The organism is Kitasatospora sp. NPDC101447 (genome assembly GCF_044767225.1).
Taxonomy (GTDB): domain Bacteria; phylum Actinomycetota; class Actinomycetes; order Streptomycetales; family Streptomycetaceae; genus Kitasatospora.
This window is the reverse complement of the sequence record NZ_JBIWNL010000024.1, coordinates 1-20,027: the sequence shown is the minus strand read 5'-3', so window position 1 is coordinate 20,027 and position 20,027 is coordinate 1. Positions and strand designations below refer to the sequence as shown.

General features: G+C 74.8%; 18 protein-coding genes and 1 pseudogene. 9 read left to right on the top strand and 10 right to left on the bottom strand.

Annotated elements, in window-relative coordinates:
- The first annotated feature begins 298 nt into the window (after positions 1-298).
- The 4 genes from ACIRST_RS28205 (at position 299) to ACIRST_RS28190 (ending at position 3,079) form a co-directional block, all read left to right on the top strand.
- Positions 299-682 (top strand): hypothetical protein, encoded by a 384-nt coding sequence (locus ACIRST_RS28205; protein ID WP_350524811.1) that lies wholly within the window; start codon positions 299-301, stop codon positions 680-682.
- Between the two features lie 175 nt (positions 683-857).
- On the top strand, positions 858-2,072 hold the full coding sequence (locus ACIRST_RS28200) for a hypothetical protein (RefSeq protein WP_402805262.1): 1,215 nt from the start codon (positions 858-860) through the stop codon (positions 2,070-2,072).
- A gap of 82 nt (positions 2,073-2,154) precedes the next feature.
- On the top strand, positions 2,155-2,550 hold the full coding sequence (locus ACIRST_RS28195; protein ID WP_350526655.1) for a roadblock/LC7 domain-containing protein: 396 nt from the start codon (positions 2,155-2,157) through the stop codon (positions 2,548-2,550).
- 154 nt (positions 2,551-2,704) lie between these two features.
- A complete protein-coding gene (locus ACIRST_RS28190) occupies positions 2,705-3,079 on the top strand; it encodes a hypothetical protein (protein ID WP_350526656.1) in 375 nt (124 codons plus the stop codon).
- Between the two features lie 36 nt (positions 3,080-3,115).
- Here ACIRST_RS28190 and ACIRST_RS28185 read toward each other — a convergent pair whose 3' ends face one another.
- Complete coding sequence (locus tag ACIRST_RS28185) at positions 3,116-3,541, bottom strand: DUF6188 family protein (RefSeq protein ID WP_402805260.1); 426 nt, start codon at positions 3,539-3,541, stop codon at positions 3,116-3,118.
- Positions 3,542-3,666: 125 nt separating this feature from the next.
- Positions 3,667-4,809, bottom strand: a complete 1,143-nt coding sequence (locus ACIRST_RS28180) for an NUDIX hydrolase (protein WP_402805257.1) — start codon at positions 4,807-4,809, stop codon at positions 3,667-3,669.
- A 299-nt stretch (positions 4,810-5,108) separates the two neighbouring features.
- Here ACIRST_RS28180 and ACIRST_RS28175 point away from each other — a divergent pair, with 299 nt between their 5' ends.
- Complete coding sequence (locus ACIRST_RS28175; protein ID WP_402805255.1) at positions 5,109-5,480, top strand: hypothetical protein; 372 nt, start codon at positions 5,109-5,111, stop codon at positions 5,478-5,480.
- Between the two features lie 49 nt (positions 5,481-5,529).
- Here the strand turns inward: ACIRST_RS28175 and ACIRST_RS28170 are convergent, their stop codons facing one another.
- The 6 genes and pseudogenes from ACIRST_RS28170 to ACIRST_RS28145 form a co-directional block, all read right to left on the bottom strand.
- Complete coding sequence (locus tag ACIRST_RS28170; RefSeq protein ID WP_402805432.1) at positions 5,530-6,408, bottom strand: SGNH/GDSL hydrolase family protein; 879 nt, start codon at positions 6,406-6,408, stop codon at positions 5,530-5,532.
- Positions 6,389-7,585 carry a glycosyltransferase gene (locus tag ACIRST_RS28165; RefSeq protein WP_402805253.1) on the bottom strand — a complete coding sequence of 399 codons (1,197 nt, stop codon included), beginning with the start codon at positions 7,583-7,585 and terminating at the stop codon, positions 6,389-6,391. The genes ACIRST_RS28170 and ACIRST_RS28165 overlap by 20 nt, the downstream gene beginning before the upstream one ends.
- A gap of 185 nt (positions 7,586-7,770) precedes the next feature.
- A pseudogene (locus ACIRST_RS28160) lies at positions 7,771-8,916 on the bottom strand (glycosyltransferase family 4 protein); the annotation flags it as partial.
- 120 nt (positions 8,917-9,036) lie between these two features.
- Entirely contained in the window at positions 9,037-9,225 is a 189-nt protein-coding gene (locus tag ACIRST_RS28155; RefSeq protein ID WP_350630945.1) for a DUF1508 domain-containing protein, read from the bottom strand.
- 278 nt (positions 9,226-9,503) lie between these two features.
- On the bottom strand, positions 9,504-10,151 hold the full coding sequence (locus ACIRST_RS28150) for an HNH endonuclease family protein (protein WP_402805250.1): 648 nt from the start codon (positions 10,149-10,151) through the stop codon (positions 9,504-9,506).
- Between the two features lie 374 nt (positions 10,152-10,525).
- On the bottom strand, positions 10,526-11,908 hold the full coding sequence (locus tag ACIRST_RS28145; RefSeq protein WP_350526664.1) for an amino acid permease: 1,383 nt from the start codon (positions 11,906-11,908) through the stop codon (positions 10,526-10,528).
- A gap of 420 nt (positions 11,909-12,328) precedes the next feature.
- On the opposite strand from ACIRST_RS28145, the gene ACIRST_RS28140 reads away from it, so the two are divergent.
- On the top strand, positions 12,329-12,553 hold the full coding sequence (locus ACIRST_RS28140) for a hypothetical protein (protein ID WP_350526665.1): 225 nt from the start codon (positions 12,329-12,331) through the stop codon (positions 12,551-12,553).
- Positions 12,554-12,626: 73 nt separating this feature from the next.
- Here the strand turns inward: ACIRST_RS28140 and ACIRST_RS28135 are convergent, their stop codons facing one another.
- Entirely contained in the window at positions 12,627-14,723 is a 2,097-nt protein-coding gene (locus tag ACIRST_RS28135) for an MMPL family transporter (RefSeq protein WP_402805246.1), read from the bottom strand.
- Between the two features lie 105 nt (positions 14,724-14,828).
- Positions 14,829-15,773 (bottom strand): deoxyribonuclease IV, encoded by a 945-nt coding sequence (locus ACIRST_RS28130; RefSeq protein WP_402805243.1) that lies wholly within the window; start codon positions 15,771-15,773, stop codon positions 14,829-14,831.
- A gap of 211 nt (positions 15,774-15,984) precedes the next feature.
- On the opposite strand from ACIRST_RS28130, the gene ACIRST_RS28125 reads away from it, so the two are divergent.
- The 3 genes from ACIRST_RS28125 (at position 15,985) to ACIRST_RS28115 (ending at position 19,889) form a co-directional block, all read left to right on the top strand.
- Positions 15,985-17,352: a cytochrome P450 gene (locus ACIRST_RS28125; RefSeq protein WP_402805240.1), complete on the top strand. Its 1,368-nt coding sequence runs from the start codon at positions 15,985-15,987 to the stop codon at positions 17,350-17,352.
- A 378-nt stretch (positions 17,353-17,730) separates the two neighbouring features.
- The gene (locus tag ACIRST_RS28120; RefSeq protein WP_350526669.1) at positions 17,731-18,813 is read left to right on the top strand and encodes a right-handed parallel beta-helix repeat-containing protein; all 1,083 of its coding nucleotides are present in this window, start codon (positions 17,731-17,733) and stop codon (positions 18,811-18,813) included.
- A gap of 41 nt (positions 18,814-18,854) precedes the next feature.
- Positions 18,855-19,889 carry a methyltransferase gene (locus ACIRST_RS28115; RefSeq protein ID WP_350526670.1) on the top strand — a complete coding sequence of 345 codons (1,035 nt, stop codon included), beginning with the start codon at positions 18,855-18,857 and terminating at the stop codon, positions 19,887-19,889.
- Positions 19,890-20,027 lie beyond the last annotated feature (138 nt).

The window sequence follows — 20,027 nt, the reverse complement described above, 5'->3', positions numbered from 1 at the left end:
GCATTCCTGGGCTCGAAACCCTCCCCGTCGGCCCGGTATCGGCCAAGGTCCCGTGCCAGGTGGCCGATGAGCACCGTTCCCGAACGGTGGGCGGGCCAGCGGGTTTGCGCACCCGGGCCGGTCTGATGAATCGTCATACCTTGGCTGGAACCAGCCGCTAATGATGTGAATATGCCATTGGAACGTTCGTCAGACTGAACCCCGGCAGTAGCCTTCCGTGTCGAACCTGCCACTGCTGGTGGCGATCCGGTCGGTGCCGCAGAGCGCCCGGCCGCCCAGACCCCGCGAAGGAGCCGGTGTGCCGGGTATCGACGAATGCCTCTCCGGAGCGATGGAAATCGCCGGAGCCCGCGCCGCGAGCCTGGTCGACTGGAGTAGCGGGCTCGCCCTCGGCAGCGTCGGAGAAAGCCCGACGGGCGAGCACGAGACCTCCGCCGCCGAGGCAACGGACCTGGTCCGAGCGGCCGTCGAGAGCCAGACCTTCACAGCGGCGGAGAACCGGCGGTCCCCGCTGGAGGACATCATCGTCACTGCCGGCCGGAGTTACCACCTGATCCGCTTCATCGACACGGTCTTCGACAGCCGGCTCGTCCTCCATCTCTGGCTGGACCGTACGGCGGGCAACCTCGCCGTCGCCCGCTTCCGCCTCCAGGCGCTGGCCGAGGAGCTGGTGCTGGGGTGAACCCGACGTCCGTGACACCCGAGCCCCTCCGGCTGCCCGTCGCATTTCGGCCGCCGACGCGTCCTGCCGCCGCCTCCGGACCAGTCTCCGCACCCGCACCCGCACCCGGATCCGGATCCACCTCCACCTCCGCACCCGCATCCTCCTCTGAAGCCGCCTCCCGGCGGTGGCCCGCGTGACCGCCGCCATCGGCACCGTCCCGCCCCCGACGGAGTACGCCGCACCGAAGACCCCGGGCGAGGCGCTCGCCCTGCTCGCCGGCCGTCGCGCCACCGGCGCCCTGCACGGTCCGCTCGGCACCCTCCACCTCGTCGACGGCGCGGTGGCCGGCGCCGAGTCCCCGCGCGCACCCGGCCTGGCCGACCTGCTCACCGGCTGCGGCCGGATCACTCCCGAGGACTGGGCGGACCTCGTCCGCGTCCACGGCCCGCAGGCCCGGGTCGGCGACGTCCTGGTCGAACGGCGGTTGCTGACCAGGGGAGAGCTCGAACTCGGCCACCTGGGAACGCTGTTCGACGCCGCCTTCTTCGTCCTCGCCGATCCGGGCGGCGGCCTCTGGCGGTTCGAGTCGGACGTCCGGCACTGGCTCGGACCGGTCGCGACGGTCGAGCCGGACCGGCTCCGCCGCGAGGTGGAGCGCCGAGGCCGGCTGCTCGACCGGATCTGGCCCTGGGCGCAGCTCGACACCGCCCCGGTCCGCCCGGTGGAGCACAACCGCCTGCCGTCCCACCGTCCGCCCGGTCGGCGGCGCCGGGAGCTGATCGACCACGCCGACGGCCGAAGAACCCCGGCGGACCTGGCCCGCCTGCTCGGCCGCTCCGGCTTCGGCGTCACGGCGGACGTCCGCCGTCTGGCCGCCGCCGGACTGCTCGACGCGCCGGGGCCCGTCGCCCCGGGGCCCGTCGCGCCGGGGCCCGTCGCCCCGGGGCCCCCAGCGCCGGGCCCGCCGCCCCCCGCGCCGCACCCCGGCGCGCTGTACGGCGGTGTGTCCCACCCCGGTGCACCGCACGGTGGTGCGCCGCATCCGACCGCACCGCACACCACGGTGCCGGGTGCCGCCCGGTCGGCGACCGCGCCGCCGGCCGTCGCTCCCGCCGCGAGCGGGAGAACGTCCGGCGGCCTGCACCGCCGGATCCCCGGCGCCACCCTGCGCGGGGTCACGAGGAGCGGTGCCGTCGTCGTCGGTGCCGTGCAGGTCGGCACCCCGGGCGCGGCGTACTCCGCCGCGGCCGCCCGGCCTCCGGCGCAGTACACCGCGCAGGCCGACGCCGGCACCCCCGCCCGCCCCGACTGCCAGCCCACCCCGGCAGCGGCCCACCCGCTGACCGTCCCCGACCCGGACATCGCGCTGCTGACCCGGGTCCGAGACCTTCTGGAGGCCCGACTTTGACCCACTCCCCGCCCGCGACCCCGCCGTTCCGGCCATGAGGCGGGCGCTCAAGCAGCGTGTCGGAAGGAGACAACTGATCGCCTTGGAGACCGAGCTGCTCGCCGAACTGCGTGCCTGCAAGCACCGCGTCCCGCACCTCGCAGGCGGCCTGGTGGCCAGTGTGGACGGCCTGCTGGTCGCCCACGACACCCACGGGACGGAGCCCTCCGGCCTGGCCGCGATGACGGCGGCCTCGCTCTCGCTGGCCCAACGGCTCGCCGATACCACCGGCCAGGGTGAGTTCCGGGAGTCGCTGGTGCGCGGCGAGCACGGCTACGTCGCCACCTACGCGGCCGGCGGCAGCTGCGTGCTGACCCTGCTGGCACATCCGGACGTCAACGTCGGCCGCCTGCACCTGGAGGCCCGTCGCAGCGCCCAACGCATCTCCGGGCTGCTCAACGACGCCCTCCTGCCCAAGGATCCGCGCGACGTGGGCTGACCGGGGCCCGCCCGCCCCCCTACCTCACTGCCGCACCACACCACCCACCACCCACCACCACGACACCACACGTCACGACACCACACGCCACAACAGCACACACGACACACCACAACATCAGCCACAACCCAACCACCGAACGGGAGTTACCGAGATGACCGACGCACCCGGCGCACTCAAGCAGGCCATGACCAGCATCGAGGGGGCCATCGGCGCCGCCCTGGTCGACTACAACAGCGGGATGGCGCTCGCCACCCTCGACGGCCCCGGCGGCCTGGACCTCAACGTGGCCGCGGCCGGGAACACCGACGTGGTCCGCGCCAAGATGCGCACCATGGACATGCTCGGCCTGGGGGACGGGATCGAGGACATCCTGATCACCCTGTCCAGCCAGTACCACCTGATCCGCCCGCTCACCAGCCGCACCGGCAAGGGTCTGTTCCTCTACCTCGCGCTGGACAAGGGCCGCGCCAACCTGGCCATGGCCCGCCACCAGCTCCTCAAGATCGAGGCCGACCTGGAGGTCTGACGGCCCCCGGGCGCCGGAGGGGTCCCCGGCGGTGGCTCAGGCCCCGCCGGGCTCTTCCCCCGGCGTCCCGTCCGGCTCGGCCCAGCGGACCTCGCCGCCGGGCAGCCCCGCGCACGCCACGTCCCCGGCGGCCAGCACGGTCCACGGGGCCAGCTGAGCGTGCGGCGGGACGGACAGCGCGCCGCCGCCGGCGAAGCCCAGCTCCAGTCCGCCGGCCAGGGTGATCCGGGCGGTGTCGACGGTCCGCCCGACCAGCGCAAGGAGCGTGCTGCTCGGCTGGAAGGTCAGCGCCGGGAAGAAGTGCCCGACCTCCTCCGGTGCGGCGAACGACGGTGCCGCGAAGCGGAATTCGTGCGCCACCTGGACGCTCACCCCGCCGTCCAGCAGCAGGTCCAGCCGCCCGCCCCCGCTGACCGACTCCACCCGACGGCCGGCCAGCACCTCCGTGATCGCGTTCTGCATGCCTTCAGTCTGTCCCAACCGGCCCCCGGCGACTCACCGGTCCGGCCGCCCGCTGCAGTCTCCCGCCGGCAGCCCGTCGGCAGCCCGCCGGCAGCCCGCGTGTGGGCCCGCCGCCCGCCCGGCCGCTACCCCGCTGCCCGGCCGCGCACCAGCTCGACCGGCCCGCCCGCTCCCTCCCGGGCCGCCAACGCGGCGGCCGTCCGGTCCCAGGACGGCCCGGTCAGCAACGAGCGCGCCTCGGTCGGATCGCAGAGCCGCCACTCCACCAGCTCCGCCTCCTGCAGCACGATCGCGTCGAGCATCGCGTCCGTCACCGTGCCCCCGTCGTAGACGTACACCAGCACGGCCGTGTCCCGCCCGGTCGCCGGGTCCGGCCCCGGATCGGCTGCCGCTCCCGGCTGCCAGTCCAGTGCGAGCAGCGGTCCGGGCTCGACCTCCAGGCCCAGTTCCTCGCGGATCTCCCGGCGGGCCGCCGTGCGCGGCGTCTCCCGGTCCGCCTCGACCCCGCCGCCCGGCAGCGTCCAGTACGGGTCCCGCCCGCGCGGCCCGTCCCACGGCCGCAGCCGTACCAGCAGCACCCTCCCGGCGGCGTCGGTGAACAGCGCCCGTGCCTTGGCCCGGATCCGCGGCCGGGTGGCGTAGAAGGTGTCCCGGTCCAGCGGCGGAGCCGGCCGCTGCGCGGTCGCCGGGTTCAGCTCCGGGGCGGCGGCCAGCCCGAGGTACTCGGGCACCGGGCCGTCGGCCGGCAGTGCCCGCAGGGTGTGCCCGGCGGGCCGGCTGCCCTCCAGTTCCAGCGGTCCGGCCGTCCGCGGCGCCCGCAGACAGGCCGTCACCCGGCGCGACAGCAGGGGTGGCAGCGCGTGGCCCGCCTGCTCGGCGGTCAGCCACGTCCACCCGCCGACCTCGGCCGCGTCCGGCCGGATGGCCGCGGTCTGCTGCTCCGTCAGCGGCTCGGCCCAGTAGAGGTACGCCACGATCGGCGGGCGGCCGTGGTCGACCGCCCAGTCGACGCAGGCCAGCGGCCCCAGCCGGGGCGTGAACCCGAGCTCCTCGGCGATCTCGCGCAGCGCGGTCTCCCGCGGTGACCGGTCCGTCGGCTCCCACCCGCCACCGGGAATCGCCACCGGGCGCTTCCGGTCGTACGGCAGCCGCACCACCAGCAGCCGCCCGTCCCGGTCCGGGAACAGCACCCCGGCCGCCGCCAGGATCCCCCGACCGTCCGCGCCCGCGCTCTCCACCCCGACCGCCTCCACCCCGACTGCCTCCACCCCGGCTCCCTCCGCCGCACGCTTCCCCGGTCACGACAGCCCGGGCCACCTCCATGGTTCCCGTCCGGCCGCGGCACCGATCACCACCGTCGGGTGACCGTGGCCACTCCGCCGGACACCCGACCACGCCACCCACGAGTGCGCGCCCACGCCCGCTCAACGTCCGGCCACGCCCGCTCAACGTCCGCCCACGCCGACGCGCCACCGCCCGCACCGTCCCCGAACACTGCTGCCGCCACCTCGGGCGATGGCGGGGCATCGCCACCCGCTGCCCTGCCCGGCCTGGATACGGTGACGGCATGACGACGATCCTGCGGCACCCCCGACCCGGATTCACGTGGGATTGGTGGGCAGTGGACGCTCAGGGCTTCCTGGTGCAGTTCAGCTGCGGACCCGCTCCCGAGCAGCTACTGGTGCACGTGGACCGTGTCGACGCCGCGGCGGCGTGGGCCGAGGAGAACCGCCCTGCATGGTTCGACTCTGCTCCCGCATCGCTTCACGCTTTCAGCTGCAACGGCGAGCTGCCGGTCTACACCCGCAAGGGCGTGCCGGACTCCCCACTGTGGCTGTCCGACGCTCCGGCAGTCGTCGCGGACGTTGCGGCCCTGGTCGAGCTGCGCAGGGCGGTGGGAGACACCTGGACGGTCCACCTCGACGAGGGATGGGTCTAGGCAGCCCCCCGCCGCTCCGCGCGGCTCCGGCCGGGTGCCACGCCGCCCCTCACCCCAGGGAGGCCAGTGCCTGTGCCGCGGCCCGCGCCATCTGCTCGTCGTGCCGGCTGCTCGCGCCGCGCAGCCGGGCGGCGGATTCGGCTGCGGCGAGTGCCAGCAGGCCGGGCAGCAGGTCGGTGCTGCGGGCGACGACCCAGCGGGTGCCCTGGGTGGCCATCCACCACAGGTCGGCGGCCGGGCTCGGCGGGGGCTCGGCCGGTGCGGTGGCGGGTGGTGGGCCGAGGGGGTGCCCCGCCTCGGCGAGCAGCGCGTGGAAGCGGCGGGCGATCAGATGGTGGCCCTCGGCGCTGGGGTGCAGGCGGTCCACGCTCAGCAGCCGCCGTTCCTCCAGCCACGGCAGCTCGGCGAGGTGCAGGTGGATCGCCCGGTGACGTGCGGAGAGGGCGTGCACCACCGTGTTGACGGCCCGCATCCGCCGTGCCAGCGGGCGGGCGAGCGCGGTCGGGAGGCGGAGCAGGGTGCCCGGGTCGGGCAGGCAGGCGGTCAGCAACACGGCGCCGTGGCCGGACAGTTCACCCAGTGTGGCGTCCAGTTCGAGGGTGGTGCGCTGGATGTCGAAGCCGGCCCGCAGGGTGTCGTTCCCGCCGACCACCACCGCTGCCAACTGCGGCCGCAGTGCCAGCGCGTCCGGTAGCTGACGTGTCGTCAGTTCGCTGCTCAGTGCGCCGCTGTACGCCAGGTTGGTGAACTCGACGTCCCGCCCCCCGGGCGCCAGCGACCGGGCCAGGACGGCCGCCCAGCCGCGCCACGCCTCGCCCACCGCGTCCCCGACTCCTTCGGTCAGCGAGTCCCCGAGCGCGACGAACCGCGTCAGCTCGCCGGCCGGTGACCGGTCCTCCGCCAGCCGGTCAGGGCCGGTGCCGAGCATGCTCATCCCGACCCCCTTCCCTCGTGCCGCCGTTCCGTACGCCGTGCGCCGCGAGGAACGCGGCCACCGCCGCGGGCCAGCCGTACCGCTCGGCCTGTGCGCGGGCGGCCGCCCGCCGGACGCCCTCCGGCCGGTCCAGCAACTGGCGGACCGCGGTGGCGAATCCGTCTCCCGTGTCGGCGGCCGCGACCCCGGCGAGACCGATCAGGCCGGGCAGCGCGGAGGACCGGCTCGCCACGACCGGTGTCCCGCAGGCCAGCGCCTCCATCGCGGCCAGCCCGAAGGTCTCCACCGGCCCGGGCGCGAGCACCACGTCGGCGCAGCCCAGCAGCCGGGCGAGCGCCTCGCGCCCGCTCAGGTGTCCGAGGAAGCGCACCGGGAGCCCCAGCCGGGCGGCCCGGTCCGCCAGCCGCCCCCGCAACGGGCCGGTCCCGGCCACGACCAGGACGGCGGGCACCCGTCGGGCCCGCAGCGCGGCCAGGGCCTCGATCGCCCGCTCCGGCCGCTTCTCCGCGGACAGCCGCGAGCAGAGCACCAGCAGCACTTCTGCCGGGGCGGCGTACCGGGCCCGCTCCGCCGCCCGGTCGGCCGGTGGCAGCGGCCGCATCGCCTCCAGGTCCACCCCGAGCGGCGCCCGGGCCAGGTTCGGCGTGCCGATCCGCCGGAACTCCGCGGCGGCCCAGTCGGTGGTGCACAGCACCGAGTCGTACGCGCGGGCGGTTGCCGCGTTGAGCCGGTCGGCGGCGGCGTTCGCCAGTGGCCCGGGCACTCCCCGGGTGCGCAGCACGCCGGCGGCGCTCTCGTGCGACACCATCACCGAGCGCACCCCGTGCCGCAGTGCCCACGCGCCGGTCCAGCGCAGTGTGGTGCGGTCGGACACCTCCAGCCGGTCGGGGGAGAGCCGGGTCAGTTCGGCGGCCACCGCCCGGCGGTCGGTGAGCAGCCGGTACCCGCCGCTGGCCGGCAGGACCGGTCCCGGCAGGGTGACCACCAGGCCCTGCTCGGTCTCCTCCTCGGTGCGCCGCTTGCCGGGCACGATCAGCACCGGCCGGTGCCCGGCGGCCCGGTACCCGCTGCCCAGGTGCCGCAGCGCGGTGCGCAGGCCGCCGGAGACGGGCGTGACGAAGTTGGCGAGCCGCACGATCGTCAGGGCCTCGCCGTTCGGGACGGGGATCATGCCGGCAACTCCTCCGGCATGCTGTCCGCGGCCGCCGGGTCCTTCGCGGCGGTGATGTCCGTCGCGCCGGCCGTCATCGGCCCCAGCATCGCGGAAGCCGGCACGACCGTCCCCGCCGTCACTGTCCCCGCCGTTACCGTCCCCGCCGTCACCGTCCCCGCCGTCACCGGTCCCGGCGTCCCCGACACCCCCCGGTTCTCCGCCAGCACCTCGGCGTAGTGCCGCAGCAGCAGGTCCCCGACCGCCTCCCAGGTGCGTGCGGTGACCTCCGCCCGTCCCGCCCGCCCGTACGCGGCCCGCCGCGCCGGGTCGCCGGCCAGCTCGGCCACCGCCCTGGCCACCGCCGCAGCGTCCCGGGGCGGTACGAGCAGGCCGGTGCGGTGGTGCGCGACCAGGTCCAGCGGACCGCCCGCCGCCGGGCCGATCACCGGCACCCCGCTCGCCATCGCCTCCTGGATGGTCTGACAGAAGGTCTCCAGCGGGCCGGTGTGCACGAACACGTCCAGCGTCGCGAAGCAGCGCGCCAGCTCGTCACCCGTCCGGCGGCCCAGGAACACCGCGCCGGGCATCGACGCCTTCAGCCCGGGCGCGGACGGCCCGTCCCCGACGACCACCACCCGTACCCCGGCCAGCGCCGAGGCTGCCGCCAGCAGGTCGACCCGCTTCTCCGGCGCCAGCCGCCCGACGTACCCGACCAGCACCTCCCCGCCCGGCGCGAGCGCCCGGTGCAGTGCCTCGTCCCGGTGCCGGGGGTGGAAGCGCGCCGAGTCCACTCCGCGCGGCCACAGCTGCACCCGGGGCACCCCGTGTGCCGTGAGGTCCTGCGCGGCCGGGGTGGACGGCGCCAGGGTGCGGGCGGCGGCCCGGTGCACGGCCCGGATCCGCCGCCACGCGGCGGCCTCCCCGAGCCCGCGTCCGGCCCGGTAGGCGTGCGCGTACCCGGCGAGGTCGGTCTGGTAGACGGCGACGGTGGGCACTCCGAGCCGCGCCGCCACCTGCCCGCCGCGCGCCCCGAGCACGAACGGGCTGGCCAGGTGGACGATGTCCGGCCGGTGTCCGGCGATCGCGGCCGCCAGCTGCCGGCTCGGCAGGGCGATCCGCACCTGCGGGTACCCCGGCAGCGGCATCGACGGGATGCGCACCACGGGGATCTCGGCCGCCTCGGCACTCCCGAAGGTCTCCGGCGGGCACTCCGCCCCCCGCGCCGGCGCGGGAGTGACGACAAGGGGCTGGTGGCCCCGGCGGACCAGATGCTCGGCCGTCCGCAGCACGCTGTGGGCGACCCCGTTGACCTCGGGCGGGAAGGATTCGGTGACGATGACGACACGCATGCCAGTGTTCTGTCCGTGTCCGGCGTGCTCCGGGCCAAAGGGATCTGTCGTACAAGCGAACGCGGGTCGGCGATTTGCACCGCCGGCCCGCGTCCTCTTCCAGCTGCTGCCACCCCGGCCTCACATCGACCCGGCAGCCTCCTTGAGCTCCGCGTACGGCGCGAGCTTGCGGATCGACTCGATGCTCTTCAGGCAGTCGTCCTTGCTCTCCTCCGGGTCCCCGGTCACCACGACCGACCCGTTGCTGGCCTTGAGCCGGAACCGGTGCATCCCGCTCTCGTCCACGTAAAGTTCGAATCTACCCGCCATGCCGGTAACAGCCTTCCGCTCGGATGACCCCCTGGGCGCACCGTAGGCGCGCGGGCACCGCAGGGCGCGCGGGGAGTGGCGTTCGGGTGGCGGGGTCGGCACCTCGTCGGCCCGGCCGGTGGGTTCGCCGTTGTCGGCGCGCGGTGGCCGGGGCGGCGAGTGGGTCGGGCGGCCGCCGGGATGTCCGAGGCCTCGGCTGACGGGGCGTCATGGAACGCGACGGCGCCCCGCGCCGGACCCGGTGGGGTCGGAGCGGGGCGCCGCCGGGCGGGGTGCGGTCAGCAGCCGTTGAGGATTCCGGTGAGCGCGGTCTTCTCCGCGCTGTCGACGCTGAGGCCGTAGTACTGCTTGACCTGCACCCAGGCGCGGGCGTAGGTGCAGCGGTAGGAGGCCTGGGGGAGCCACTCGGCGGGGTCGCGGTCGCCCTTGGAGCGGTTGCTGCCGGCGGAGACCAGGAGCAGCTGGGGGCGGGTGACGTCGTTGGCGAAGGCCTGGCGCTGGGCGTCGGTCCAGGACCAGGCGCCGGAGGCCCAGGCCTCGGAGAGCGGCACCAGGTGGTCGACGTCGAAGGACGAGGCGTTGGTGGTGGTCGCGTTGTCGTACGGCGAGGTCCAACTGCCGCTGGTGGCCTTGCAGGAGGTGTCGGTCGCGACGTTGGTGCCGTCCCGCTTGACGACCCACTCGCGGGTGTCGCAGGTGCCGCTGATGGTGATCCAGATGTGGAACAGCGTCCGGTCGTAGGTGTCCCCGTGGGTCTCGGCGGTGGCGGGCATCGCGGCGAGGTAGGTCCGGGCGGTGGCGGCGGAGATCGGGGTCGGCAGGGCGGCCTGGGCGGGGGTGCCGGTCGTGAGCACGGTGGCGGCGGCGAGGGCGGCGGCGGCCGGTATGCAGGACAGGAACCGGCGTATGGACGCGGCGGTGGCCATGGCGAACGCTCCATCATCAGATCGGAAAAGATGCTGAGTTGCGTGCGCCAGTGTGGCGAGCTTGGGGCTACGCGGGTAGACCCCGGACGTGAAATCCTCGTGGACATCGGCCCGTTACCGGGGACTACCGGACAAGTCCGGCATCCTGCACGGGTGTTCATGACCTCCGGCCGCCGCCGAGCGGGCCTCGCCGACGGAGGTCACGGGGAGGCCGCAGCGAGGACACCGTCGCCGGGAGGTTGCGTCCGGCCTCAATCGGCAGCGACCTCCCGAGCAGGCCCGAGCCCAGCCGAGCCGAGCCGACCCGACCCGAGCCGGGCTGACCCGAGCCGAGCCGACCCGGGTCAGCCCGGGCTCAACCGCGCCCTCCCGGCTCAGCCGCGGCGCCGCCCCGCCATCCAGACGTAGACCAGGATCCCCGCGAACAGGAACAGCACCCCCTGGTAGACGGCGGCGTAGCCGGCGCCGGCGAGGAGCCAGAGCGAGAAGGCGAAGGCGCCCAGCCCGAGGACGGCGTCGCGGACGAGCCGGCCGTTGTCCACCTTCTCGGTGGCGCCGCGGACCAGCCAGTACAGCTGCGCGGCGGTGGAGAGCAGGTACGGGACGGTGGCGGTGAAGGTGGTGACCAGCACCAGGATGTCGAAGGCGCCCTTCGCGCCGCTGGCGAAGTTGAGGACGGTCAGCACCGAGGCGAGACCGACGCTCACCACCACGCCGAAGACCGGGACGCCGCGCCGCTCCTTGGCGAAGGAGGCCGGGAAGAGGCCGTCCCTGGCGGCCGCGTACGGGGCCTGGGCGGCCAGCAGCGTCCAGCCGTTGAGGGCGCCGCCCATCGAGACCAGCGCGGCGACGGCGATCGCCGTCCCGCCCCAGGATCCGCCGAACATGGCGTTCACGGCGTCCGAGAACGGCGCGGTGGAGTGGACGAGCCGCTCGTGCGCGACGCTGCCGAAGACCGCCACCGTGCCGAGCAGGTAGACCACCGCCGCGCCGGTGGTGCCGAGCACACTGGCCCGCCCGACGTTGCGCTCCGGGTCGCGGACCTTGCCGGCGCTCATCGCGGCCGACTCCACGCCGAGGTAACTGAACAGCAGGATCGCCGCGGCGGCGGTCATGCCGCCCGCCCAGCCCTGGCCGCTCCCGTCGAAGGGCCCCAGGTTCTTCGGGTCGAAGAAGAACAGGCCGCCCACCGAGACCAGCAGCAGCGGGACGAACTTCAGGACGGTGGAGACGAGTTGGACGGCCCCGACGTAGCGGGTCCCGGCCAGGTTGGCCAGCGCGGGCAGCCACTGGAAGGCCAGCGCGGCGGTGATGCTGAACGCGGTGGAGTGCCCGACGGGCAGCAGCACGTCGAGGTAGCCGACGGCGGCGACGGCCAGCGCGGCGTTGCTGACCCAGGTGGTGATCCAGTACGACCAGGCGGACAGGAAGCCGGCGAAGTCCCCGAAGGCCTCGCGCGCGTAGACGTACGGCCCGCCGGTGCGCGGGTTGCGGCGCGCCAACTGCCCGAAGACCAGCGCCAGTGCGATGGCGCCGACGGTGAGCACCGCGAAGGCGAGCAGGCTGACCGTGCCGTAGGGCGCGACGGCGGCCGGGATCATGAAGATGCCGCCGCCGATGATGTTCCCCATCACCAGCGCCGTGGCGGTCGCCAGCCCGAAGCGGCCGTTCCTCGGCGGGGTGGGGTCGGCCGGGGCCGGGGTCTCCGGGCCGTTCGGTCGGGTCGCCTGCCGGGGTGCGGCGGGACTGGTCTGCATGAGGGTGGTGCGCCTTTCGTGGTGCTGCCCGTGCTCCGACGCGCGCTCGGTGGAGCGTCGGGAGCGTGCGGAGCGACCGTTCATGCTCGGACCGGGCGACACCTTGCACCAAATCGACGGGATTTGTTCAGTTCGCCCGGCGATTCACCGCAAGTCTTACGGCGGCGCGGCAGCCGGACGGGCACTCGTCCGGCCCGGTGAGCGCGCTCTCCCCCCAACTCTTCGACCCGCCCCTCGCCGGGCCGCCCGTTCGTCCGGGAGGGGGAGTTGTGTCACCCGGATGCCGCAGTCGGCTTGCGATGAAGGCGGGTTCGTGCGCGTTCGTGTGCAAACCTGTGCCGGTGTCGCGGGGTGGCCGGGTGTGCTGGTGGCCGGCCCCGGGGCGCTCCTTCATGCCAGAGACCACCCAAAGGACATCTGATGTCGCTTCGTGGAAACATCCGCAAGCTCGCCGTTGTCGTCACCGTGACGGGCGCTGCCGCTCTCGCGGCGCCGGTGCCGGCGATGGCCGCTTGGCACGCGTCGGACTCGTCGACCTCGGCGAGCCTGGAGACGGGTTCGGCCGGTGTCGGCCTGTTCGGCCCGCACGCCCAGTGGCTCAACGCGCACGAGCACACCGACGACAAGTGCATCGGCGACTGCTGATCGACGGGTGAACGGGCCCGGGTGCCGCCACGGCGGCACCCGGGCTCACTGCCGCCCGCTCACTGCTGCCCGCTCACCGCTGCCCGCTCGGCGCGGTCTCCGCCACCGGGGCGGGCCGGGACAGCTGCCCGGGCCACCACATGTGCCGGTCGAGGTCCATGGTGAGCGCGGTGACCAGCACCGAGCGCACCACCAGGGTGTCCAGCAGCACGCCGAGGGCCACCGCGAAGCCGATCTCGGCGAAGCCCACGACCGGCAGGGTTCCGAGGACGGCGAAGGTGCTGGCCAGGATCAGACCGGCCGAGGTGATCACGCCACCCGTGGCGGACAGCCCGTTCAGCGCTCCCTGCCGGGTGCCGACTTGAGCGGACTCCTCCCGCACGCGCGTCATCAGGAAGATGTTGTAGTCGATCCCCAGCGCGACCAGGAACACGAAGACGAACAGCGGGAACGCGTTGTCCTGGCCCTCGAAGTGGAAGACGTGCGCGAAGAAGAACGCGCTGATCCCGAGCGCCGCCGCGTACGACAGCACCACGGTCGCGATCAGCACCAGCGGCGCGGTGACGGCCCGCAGCAGCAGGGCGAGGATCAGCAGCACCACGCCCAGGACCAGCGGGATGATCGCCCGGTTGTCGTTCCCCGCGGCGCGCCCGGCGTCCAGGATGACGGCGGTGTTGCCGCCCACCTTGGCGTCCGCGTTCGGCACGGCGTGCACGGCGTCCCGCACCCGGTCGACGGTGTCCTTGGCGGCCTGACTGTCCGGCGGGTCGGTGAGCGTCGCCTGGAAGAGGGCCTGCCCCTCGTGCACGACCGGCGGCGTGGTGGCCGCCACCCCCGGAGTCGTCCCGGCGGCCTCCCGTACGGTGGGGGCGCCCTCGGCGGTGGAGATGATCGTCAGCGGCGCGCCCGTACCGCCCGGGAAGTGCTGCTCCAGCACCTGCTGGCCGACCACCGAGTCCGGCTTGCCGGTGAAGGTCCCGGCCGTGCTGAGGCCGTTGGCGTCGAGCCAGACCAGCCCGATGCAGCAGACGCCGAGCGCCAGCGCCGTCGTCACCCACACCTTGCGGGGCTTCCCGCCGATCCACGCCCCGATGTGCGCCCAGCGGCCGGTCCTGGTCGGCTCCGGCGTGCCGTACCCGGGCCGGACCGGCCAGAACACCCAGCGGCCGACGATCACCAGCAGCGCCGGCAGCAGGGTCAGCATGGCCACGAGGGCGACCAGCACGCCGATCGCGCACACCGGGCCGAGGCCGCTGGTGGAGTTCATCTCGGCGACCAGCAGGCAGAGCATGGAGGCGATCACGGTCGCCGAGGAGGCGAGGATGGCGGGCCCGGCCCGGTGCAGGGCGAAGGCCATCGCCTCGTGCCGGTCCTGGTGGCGGCGCAGTTCCTCGCGGTAGCGCGCGGTCAGCAGCAGCGCGTAGTCCGTGCCGGCGCCGAGCACCAGGACGATCAGGATGCCCGCGCTCTGCGCGTTGACGGTCAGTCCGGCGTGCTTGGCGAGCAGGTAGATGAGCGCCTCGGCGACGGTCAGCGCGCCGGCCGCCGAGACCAGCGGCAGGATCCACAGCACCGGGCTGCGGTAGGTGAGCAGCAGCAGGATGATCACCACGCTGACGGTGGCGGCGAGCAGCGAGCTGTCGATGCCCGCGAAGGCCGCGGCCTGGTCGGCGCCGATGCCGCCGGGGCCGGTCACATGGGTGGTCATGCCGTTGCTGCCGTCGGCGGCGATCCGGCGCAGCTGCTCGACGGCGGGTTTCAGGTCGTTCCAGCCGTTGGTGCCGATGTCGATCGGCACGATGGTCTGCATCGCCTGGCCGTCGCCGGAGAGCACCGGGCCGGTGACCGTCCCGGCGACGTGCGGCACGGTACGGAACTCGGCGGCGTCACGGGCGGCTTCGGCCCGGTCGGCGGGGGTGATGCCGGAGGGCCGCTGGTAGACCACGACGGCCTGGGCGGTGTCCACCGGTTGGAAGGCCCGCTGCTCGTCGAGCACCAGGGTGGACTCGGCGCTGCCGGGCAGCCAGCTGGACGCCTGGTTGTCCTCGGCACCCATGAGCTTTCCGGCCAGTGGGCCGAGGGCCACCAGCAGCACCAGCCACAGTGCGAGCACCACCCACTTGCTGCGGTGGCCGCAGGGCAGTGCGGCGAGTTTCCGGGTCGGAAACATCCAGGAACCCCCTGGGGGCCGGCGGCAACGACTCGTCCAGATTCGCACCGGCCCCGCGATCCGGCAGCTCCAGCGTCGGCGGCCGCCGGGCCCCGTGGCGGGGACTCAGACGCGGACGGCCGCGCGCTCCCGCAGCTCCTTCAGCACCGCGATGTCCATGGCGTGTCCGGTGCCGTCCCCGCCGTGCTTGCGGTCCGGGGTTTCGACCAACAGGGGTACGCCGGCCGTCTCCGGGTGTTCGAACAGCTCGCGGAACGGCTCCGCGCCGATCATCCCGGCGCCGATGTTGGCGTGCCGGTCCTTGCGGGCACCGACCACGTCCTCGGAGTCGTTGGCGTGGATCAGCCGCAGCCGGCCCGGCCCGGCGGCGGAGGCCAGGGCGTCGAGCGCGGCCGTCACCCCGCCGGGGGCCGCCAGATCGTGTCCGGCGGCGAAGGCGTGGCAGGTGTCCAGGCAAACTCCCACCTTCGGGTGACGGTCCAGCGCCTCCACGTACTCGGCCAGTTCCTCCATCCGTGAGCAGAGGGAGCTGCCCTGACCGGCGGTCGGCTCCAGCAGCAGCCAGGGCGCGTCCTCGCCGAGTGCGTCGAGCTCGTCCAGCAGCGGCCGGACGTCCTCGCGGACCTGCGCCATCGCCTCCGCCCGGCGTGAGCCGCCGCCGGGCGCGGTGCCGACCGCCGAGCCGGTGTGCAGCACGACACCGAGTGCGCCGATGGCGTGGCCGCGGTGCAGCGAGTGGCGCAGCGAGTCGGCCGAACGCTCGCGGGTGGCCGGGTTGTCCGAGCCGAAGTTGATCAGGTAGGGCGCGTGCACCCAGGCCGGGACGCCCTGGTCGGCGCAGGCGGTGCGGAACTCCTCGTCCTGCGCCGGGTTGCCCGCGGGCGTCGCCCAGCCGCGCGGGTTGGCCACGAAGACCTGCACCGTCTCGGCGCCGACCCGCCGCGCGTACGCCAGGCCCGTCCCGGCCAGCCCCCGGCCGGCCACCGGCACGTGGGCGCCGATCGGGTTGCGGACGGTGGCGGCGGGGGACGGCGCGGGCACGGTGGTCATGGCCCCGAGGATGTCACGCGGCCGGACGGCGGCGGCGGGCAGGTCGGCCCGGGCCTGCGGAGACGGGGTCCGCCGCGCCCTTCCACCGAGCCCTGAGGAAACGATCCTCTGTACTCCATCGAGTGAATGGCACCCGGAAACCCCGGATCCCGGCACCCGCCTCCGTCACGATCCGTGACCACGAGGAATCCGTGTCCCCGAGGAGGCAGCCGTGACCACCGCCGACCCCGTCGAGACCGTCGACCTGCGCGCCGACCACCTTGTCCGTGACCCCTTCGCCGCCTTCGCCGACCTGCGCGAACGCGCCCCGCTCGCCCGCGCCACCATCCCCGGCGTGGACCCGTTCTGGATCGCCGTCCGCTACCAGGACGTCCGCACGGTGCTCTCCGACCCGCGCTTCGCCAACGACGTGCACTCCGTCCACGGCGGGCCCCGTGCCGAGGCGCCCACCGGGGCTGCTGCGGCCGCCACCGCCGACACGTCCACCCCTGCGGCCGCCCCCGCCGAGGCGCCCGCCCCCGCCCACCGCACCGAGCAGGTCTGGCGCGCCCGCGGCATGCCGCCGGAGTGCGCCGCGTACCTGCGCGCCGGCGTCTTCGACGCGGACGGCGCCCGGCACCGCCGGATGCGCGGCCTGGTGCACCCGGCCTTCACGGCCGGCGCGGTCGAGCGCCTGCGGCCCCGGATCGAACGGCTCGCCGAGGAGTACGCCCGCGGGCTCGCCGGGCACGCCGACCGGGACGGCGTGGTCGACCTCGTCGCGCACTTCGCCTACCCGCTGCCCGTGACGGTGATCTGCGAGGTGCTGGGCATCCCCGAGGCCGACCGCCCGCAGTGGCGCCGCTGGAGCTCCTACCTCGGCCGGGGCGCCGGGCCCGGCCTGGACGAGGCGCTGCGCGCGATGGTGGCCGCCGCCCGCGAACTGATCGAGCGGCGCCGCGCCGAACCGACCGAGGACCTGCTCTCGCGGCTGGCGGCCGCCGAGGGCGACACCCTCGCCCCGGTCGAGACGGTCTCGCTGATCCTCAACCTGATCGTCGCCGGGCACGAGACCACCGCCACGCTGATCGGCAACGGGACGGCCGCGCTGCTCGCCCACCCCGAACAGCTGGCGCTGGTCCACGCCGACCCGGGCCTGCTGCCCGCCGCCGTCGACGAGCTGATGCGCTGGTGCGGCCCGACCATCGGCGGGGTGCCGCGCTACGCGACCGAGGACCTCACCCTGGCCGGCACCCTGATCCGCAAGGGGGAGGCGGTGATGCCGATCCTCGCGGGGGCCAACCACGACCCGCGGGTCTACGCCGAGCCGGAGCGCCTGGACATCTGCCGGGCCGGCGCCCCGGACCGCGACGGGCACCACGACGCGCACCTCGGCTTCGGCCACGGCACCCACCGCTGCCTGGGCGCGGCGCTGGCGCACGAGGAGGCGGTGGTCGCCCTCGGCGCGCTGCTCCGCGCGTACCCGCAGCTCGCCCTCGCGGTCGGACCGGAGGCCGTCGAACGCGGCCCGAACCCGGCCGCCTGGCACCTCGCTGCGCTGCCCGTGCGCCTCGGCCCGCAGGCCCCGGCCGGGGGCTGAGCCGGAGCCGGCAGGAAACACACCGCCCCCGACCGCACCCACATCCGCACCCGCGCCCGACCGCACCCGCACCCGCGCCCCACGGCGCCCGACCGCACCCACATCCGCACCCGCGCCCGACCGCACCCGCGGTCGGGCGCGTCGTCATGTCCGCCCCGCACGCGCCACGCCGGGCCGTCCCACGCCCGGCCGACGCCCCGTCAGTCCCGCAGCCCAGCCCTGGTGGCGGCCCCACCCGGGCGACCGTACCGTCGACTCGGCCGCACCCACTGGCCGTCACCGCCCGCACACAGCGCGTCAGTCCACACCGCCGGACCGGGCCGGACACCCCGACCCACCCACGAGCACCGCGCACGCCGAAAGAACAGGTCACCACTCATGCCCACGCGACGGGTCCACCACCTGGCCGCGGCCACCGCGGCCGCCACCGCCCTGACCACCGTCCTCACCACCCTGGCCGCCGCGCCCGCGGCCCACGCCACCGACATCGGCCGGCTGCACCTCGTCCAGCCCGGCGAATCGATTCAGCAGGCCGTCGACGCCGCCCAACCCGGCGACACCGTCCTGCTGCTCCCCGGCACCTACCGGGGCAGCGTCCGCATCACCACCCCCGGCCTCACCCTGGTCGGCTCCGGCCCCGACAGCGTCATCACCCCCGGCACCGGCACCGAGAACGCCTGCGCCACCGCCGGGCACGGCCTCTGCGTGGTGGGCACCGAGGCCGCCCCGCTGCGCGACGTCACCATCGAGGCCCTCGCCGTCACCGGCTTCGCCAAGAACGGGATCGACGCCAGCGGCACCACCGGCCTGACCGTCCAGGGCACCTTCGTCCACGGCAACGCCCAGCAGGGCATCAGCCAGGAGATGTCCACCAAGGCCGCCATCCTCGGCAACCGCTCGACCGACAACGGCCAGTCCGGCGTCTTCCTCGCCAACTACGCCTACCGCGAGGGCGGCGCGCCCGACACCGGCGGCACCGTGGTCGAGGGCAACGAGCTGACCGGCAACCGGGTCGGCGTCACCGTCCGCCGGCTGCGTGGGCTGGCCGTCCAGGACAACGACATCAGCGGCAACTGCGCCGGCGTCTTCGTGGTCGGCGACGAGGGCGTGCCCCGCGCCGGGGACCTGGACGTGCGGCGCAACAAGGTCGTCGCCAACAACAAGTTCTGCCCGGCCAACCCGCGCCTGGGCGCCATCCAGGGCGCCGGCATCGTGCTCACCGGCACCGAGGACGCCCGGGTCACCGACAACGAGGTCCGCGACAACACCGGCACCTCGGACTTCTCCGGCGGCATCGTCCTCTTCAAGAGTGTCGTCGGCGTCTCCAACGCCCGGGCCCAGGTCACCGACAACCGCCTGAGCGGCAACGGCCCCGCCGACCTCGCCGACCGCGACGCCGGGGCCGACAACACCTTCGCCCGCAACACCTGCGAACGCTCCGAGCCCTCCGGCCGCTGCTGAGCACCCCGACCCCCTCGCCGCCCACCCCCAAGGAAGCGCCCATGACCACCGCACCCGCCCACTCCAGCCCGCAGGCCGCGATGCGCCTGCGCGAGCTCGTCTTCGGCGCCGCCTGCGCCGCCGCCGTCCGGGCGGCCGCCCGGCTCGGAGTCGCCGACGCGCTCGGCGACACCCCGACCACCGTCACCGACCTCGCCGCCGCGCTCGACACCGAGCCCCGCCAGCTGCGCCGCCTGCTGCGCGCGCTCACCTGCTACGGCATCTTCGCCGAGACCGGGGGCGACCGCTTCGAGCACACCGAGATGTCCCGGCTGCTGCGCGAGGACGCCCCCAACTCGCTCCGCTACATCTCCCTCTGGTGCACCGAGCCGTGGACCTGGGAGGCCTGGCCGAAGCTGGACGAGGCGGTCCGCTCCGGCCGCAACGTCTTCCCGGAGCTGTTCGGCAAGGAGTTCTTCGACTACCTGCACACCGACGGCGGCGACTCGGCCAAGGTCTTCGACAAGGCGATGACCACCTCCAGCCGGCAGTCCGCCCAGGACTTCGCCGACTACCTGGACCTCACCGGCATCGACTCGGTGGTCGACATCGGCGGCGGCCAGGGCCACGTGCTCGCCAGCCTGCTGGAGAAGCACCCGGCCCTGCACGGCACCCTGCTCGACCTGCCCAAGGTCGTCGCCGGCGCGGACTCCCGGCTGCAGGACGGCGGCGCCTTCTCCGCGCGCGCCCGCATGGTGCCGGGCGACTGCCGGGTGGACATCCCGGTCCGCGCCGACCTCTACATCATCAAGAACATCCTGGAGTGGGACGACGAGAGCACCCGCCGCACCCTCGCCAACGTGGTGAAGGCGGCGCGCCCCGGCGCCCGCGTGGTGGTCGTCGAGAACCTCGTCGACAACAGCCCGTCGATGCGCTTCACCACCGCGATGGACCTGCTGCTGATGCTCAACGTGGGCGGCGCCAAGCACTCCGAGGAGAGCATGGTCCGGCTGATGGAGGAAGCCGGTCTGACCGTCACCGAGGTCTGCCCGGTCAACCCCTACCTGCACGCCTTCGAGGCCACCGTCCGCGGCTGACCCGACGGCTCCGCACCGGACGACCGCCGGCCCCCCCCGGGCCCGGGCCCGGGGGGGCGGGGGGGGCCCGGGGGGGGCGGCCCCCCGCCGCGCGCGGCCGCGGGGCCCCCCCCCCGGCACGCCGTGGGCGCGGGCACC

Excerpts from the sequence above, each read along its gene's own strand:
- ACIRST_RS28175 (WP_402805255.1), top strand. The coding sequence starts at position 5,109 with ATGACGACGATCCTGCGGCACCCCCGACCCGGATTCACGTGGGATTGG.
- ACIRST_RS28140 (WP_350526665.1), top strand. The coding sequence starts at position 12,329 with ATGTCGCTTCGTGGAAACATCCGCAAGCTCGCCGTTGTCGTCACCGTG.
- ACIRST_RS28185 (WP_402805260.1), bottom strand. The coding sequence starts at position 3,541 with ATGCAGAACGCGATCACGGAGGTGCTGGCCGGCCGTCGGGTGGAGTCG.
- ACIRST_RS28150 (WP_402805250.1), bottom strand. The coding sequence starts at position 10,151 with ATGGCCACCGCCGCGTCCATACGCCGGTTCCTGTCCTGCATACCGGCC.
- ACIRST_RS28165 (WP_402805253.1), bottom strand. The coding sequence starts at position 7,585 with ATGATCCCCGTCCCGAACGGCGAGGCCCTGACGATCGTGCGGCTCGCC.
- ACIRST_RS28155 (WP_350630945.1), bottom strand. The coding sequence starts at position 9,225 with ATGGCGGGTAGATTCGAACTTTACGTGGACGAGAGCGGGATGCACCGG.
- ACIRST_RS28115 (WP_350526670.1), top strand. The coding sequence starts at position 18,855 with ATGACCACCGCACCCGCCCACTCCAGCCCGCAGGCCGCGATGCGCCTG.
- ACIRST_RS28170 (WP_402805432.1), bottom strand. The coding sequence starts at position 6,408 with ATGCTCGGCACCGGCCCTGACCGGCTGGCGGAGGACCGGTCACCGGCC.
- ACIRST_RS28130 (WP_402805243.1), bottom strand. The coding sequence starts at position 15,773 with ATGACCACCGTGCCCGCGCCGTCCCCCGCCGCCACCGTCCGCAACCCG.
- ACIRST_RS28135 (WP_402805246.1), bottom strand. The coding sequence starts at position 14,723 with ATGTTTCCGACCCGGAAACTCGCCGCACTGCCCTGCGGCCACCGCAGC.
- ACIRST_RS28145 (WP_350526664.1), bottom strand. The coding sequence starts at position 11,908 with ATGCAGACCAGTCCCGCCGCACCCCGGCAGGCGACCCGACCGAACGGC.
- ACIRST_RS28190 (WP_350526656.1), top strand. The coding sequence starts at position 2,705 with ATGACCGACGCACCCGGCGCACTCAAGCAGGCCATGACCAGCATCGAG.
- ACIRST_RS28120 (WP_350526669.1), top strand. The coding sequence starts at position 17,731 with ATGCCCACGCGACGGGTCCACCACCTGGCCGCGGCCACCGCGGCCGCC.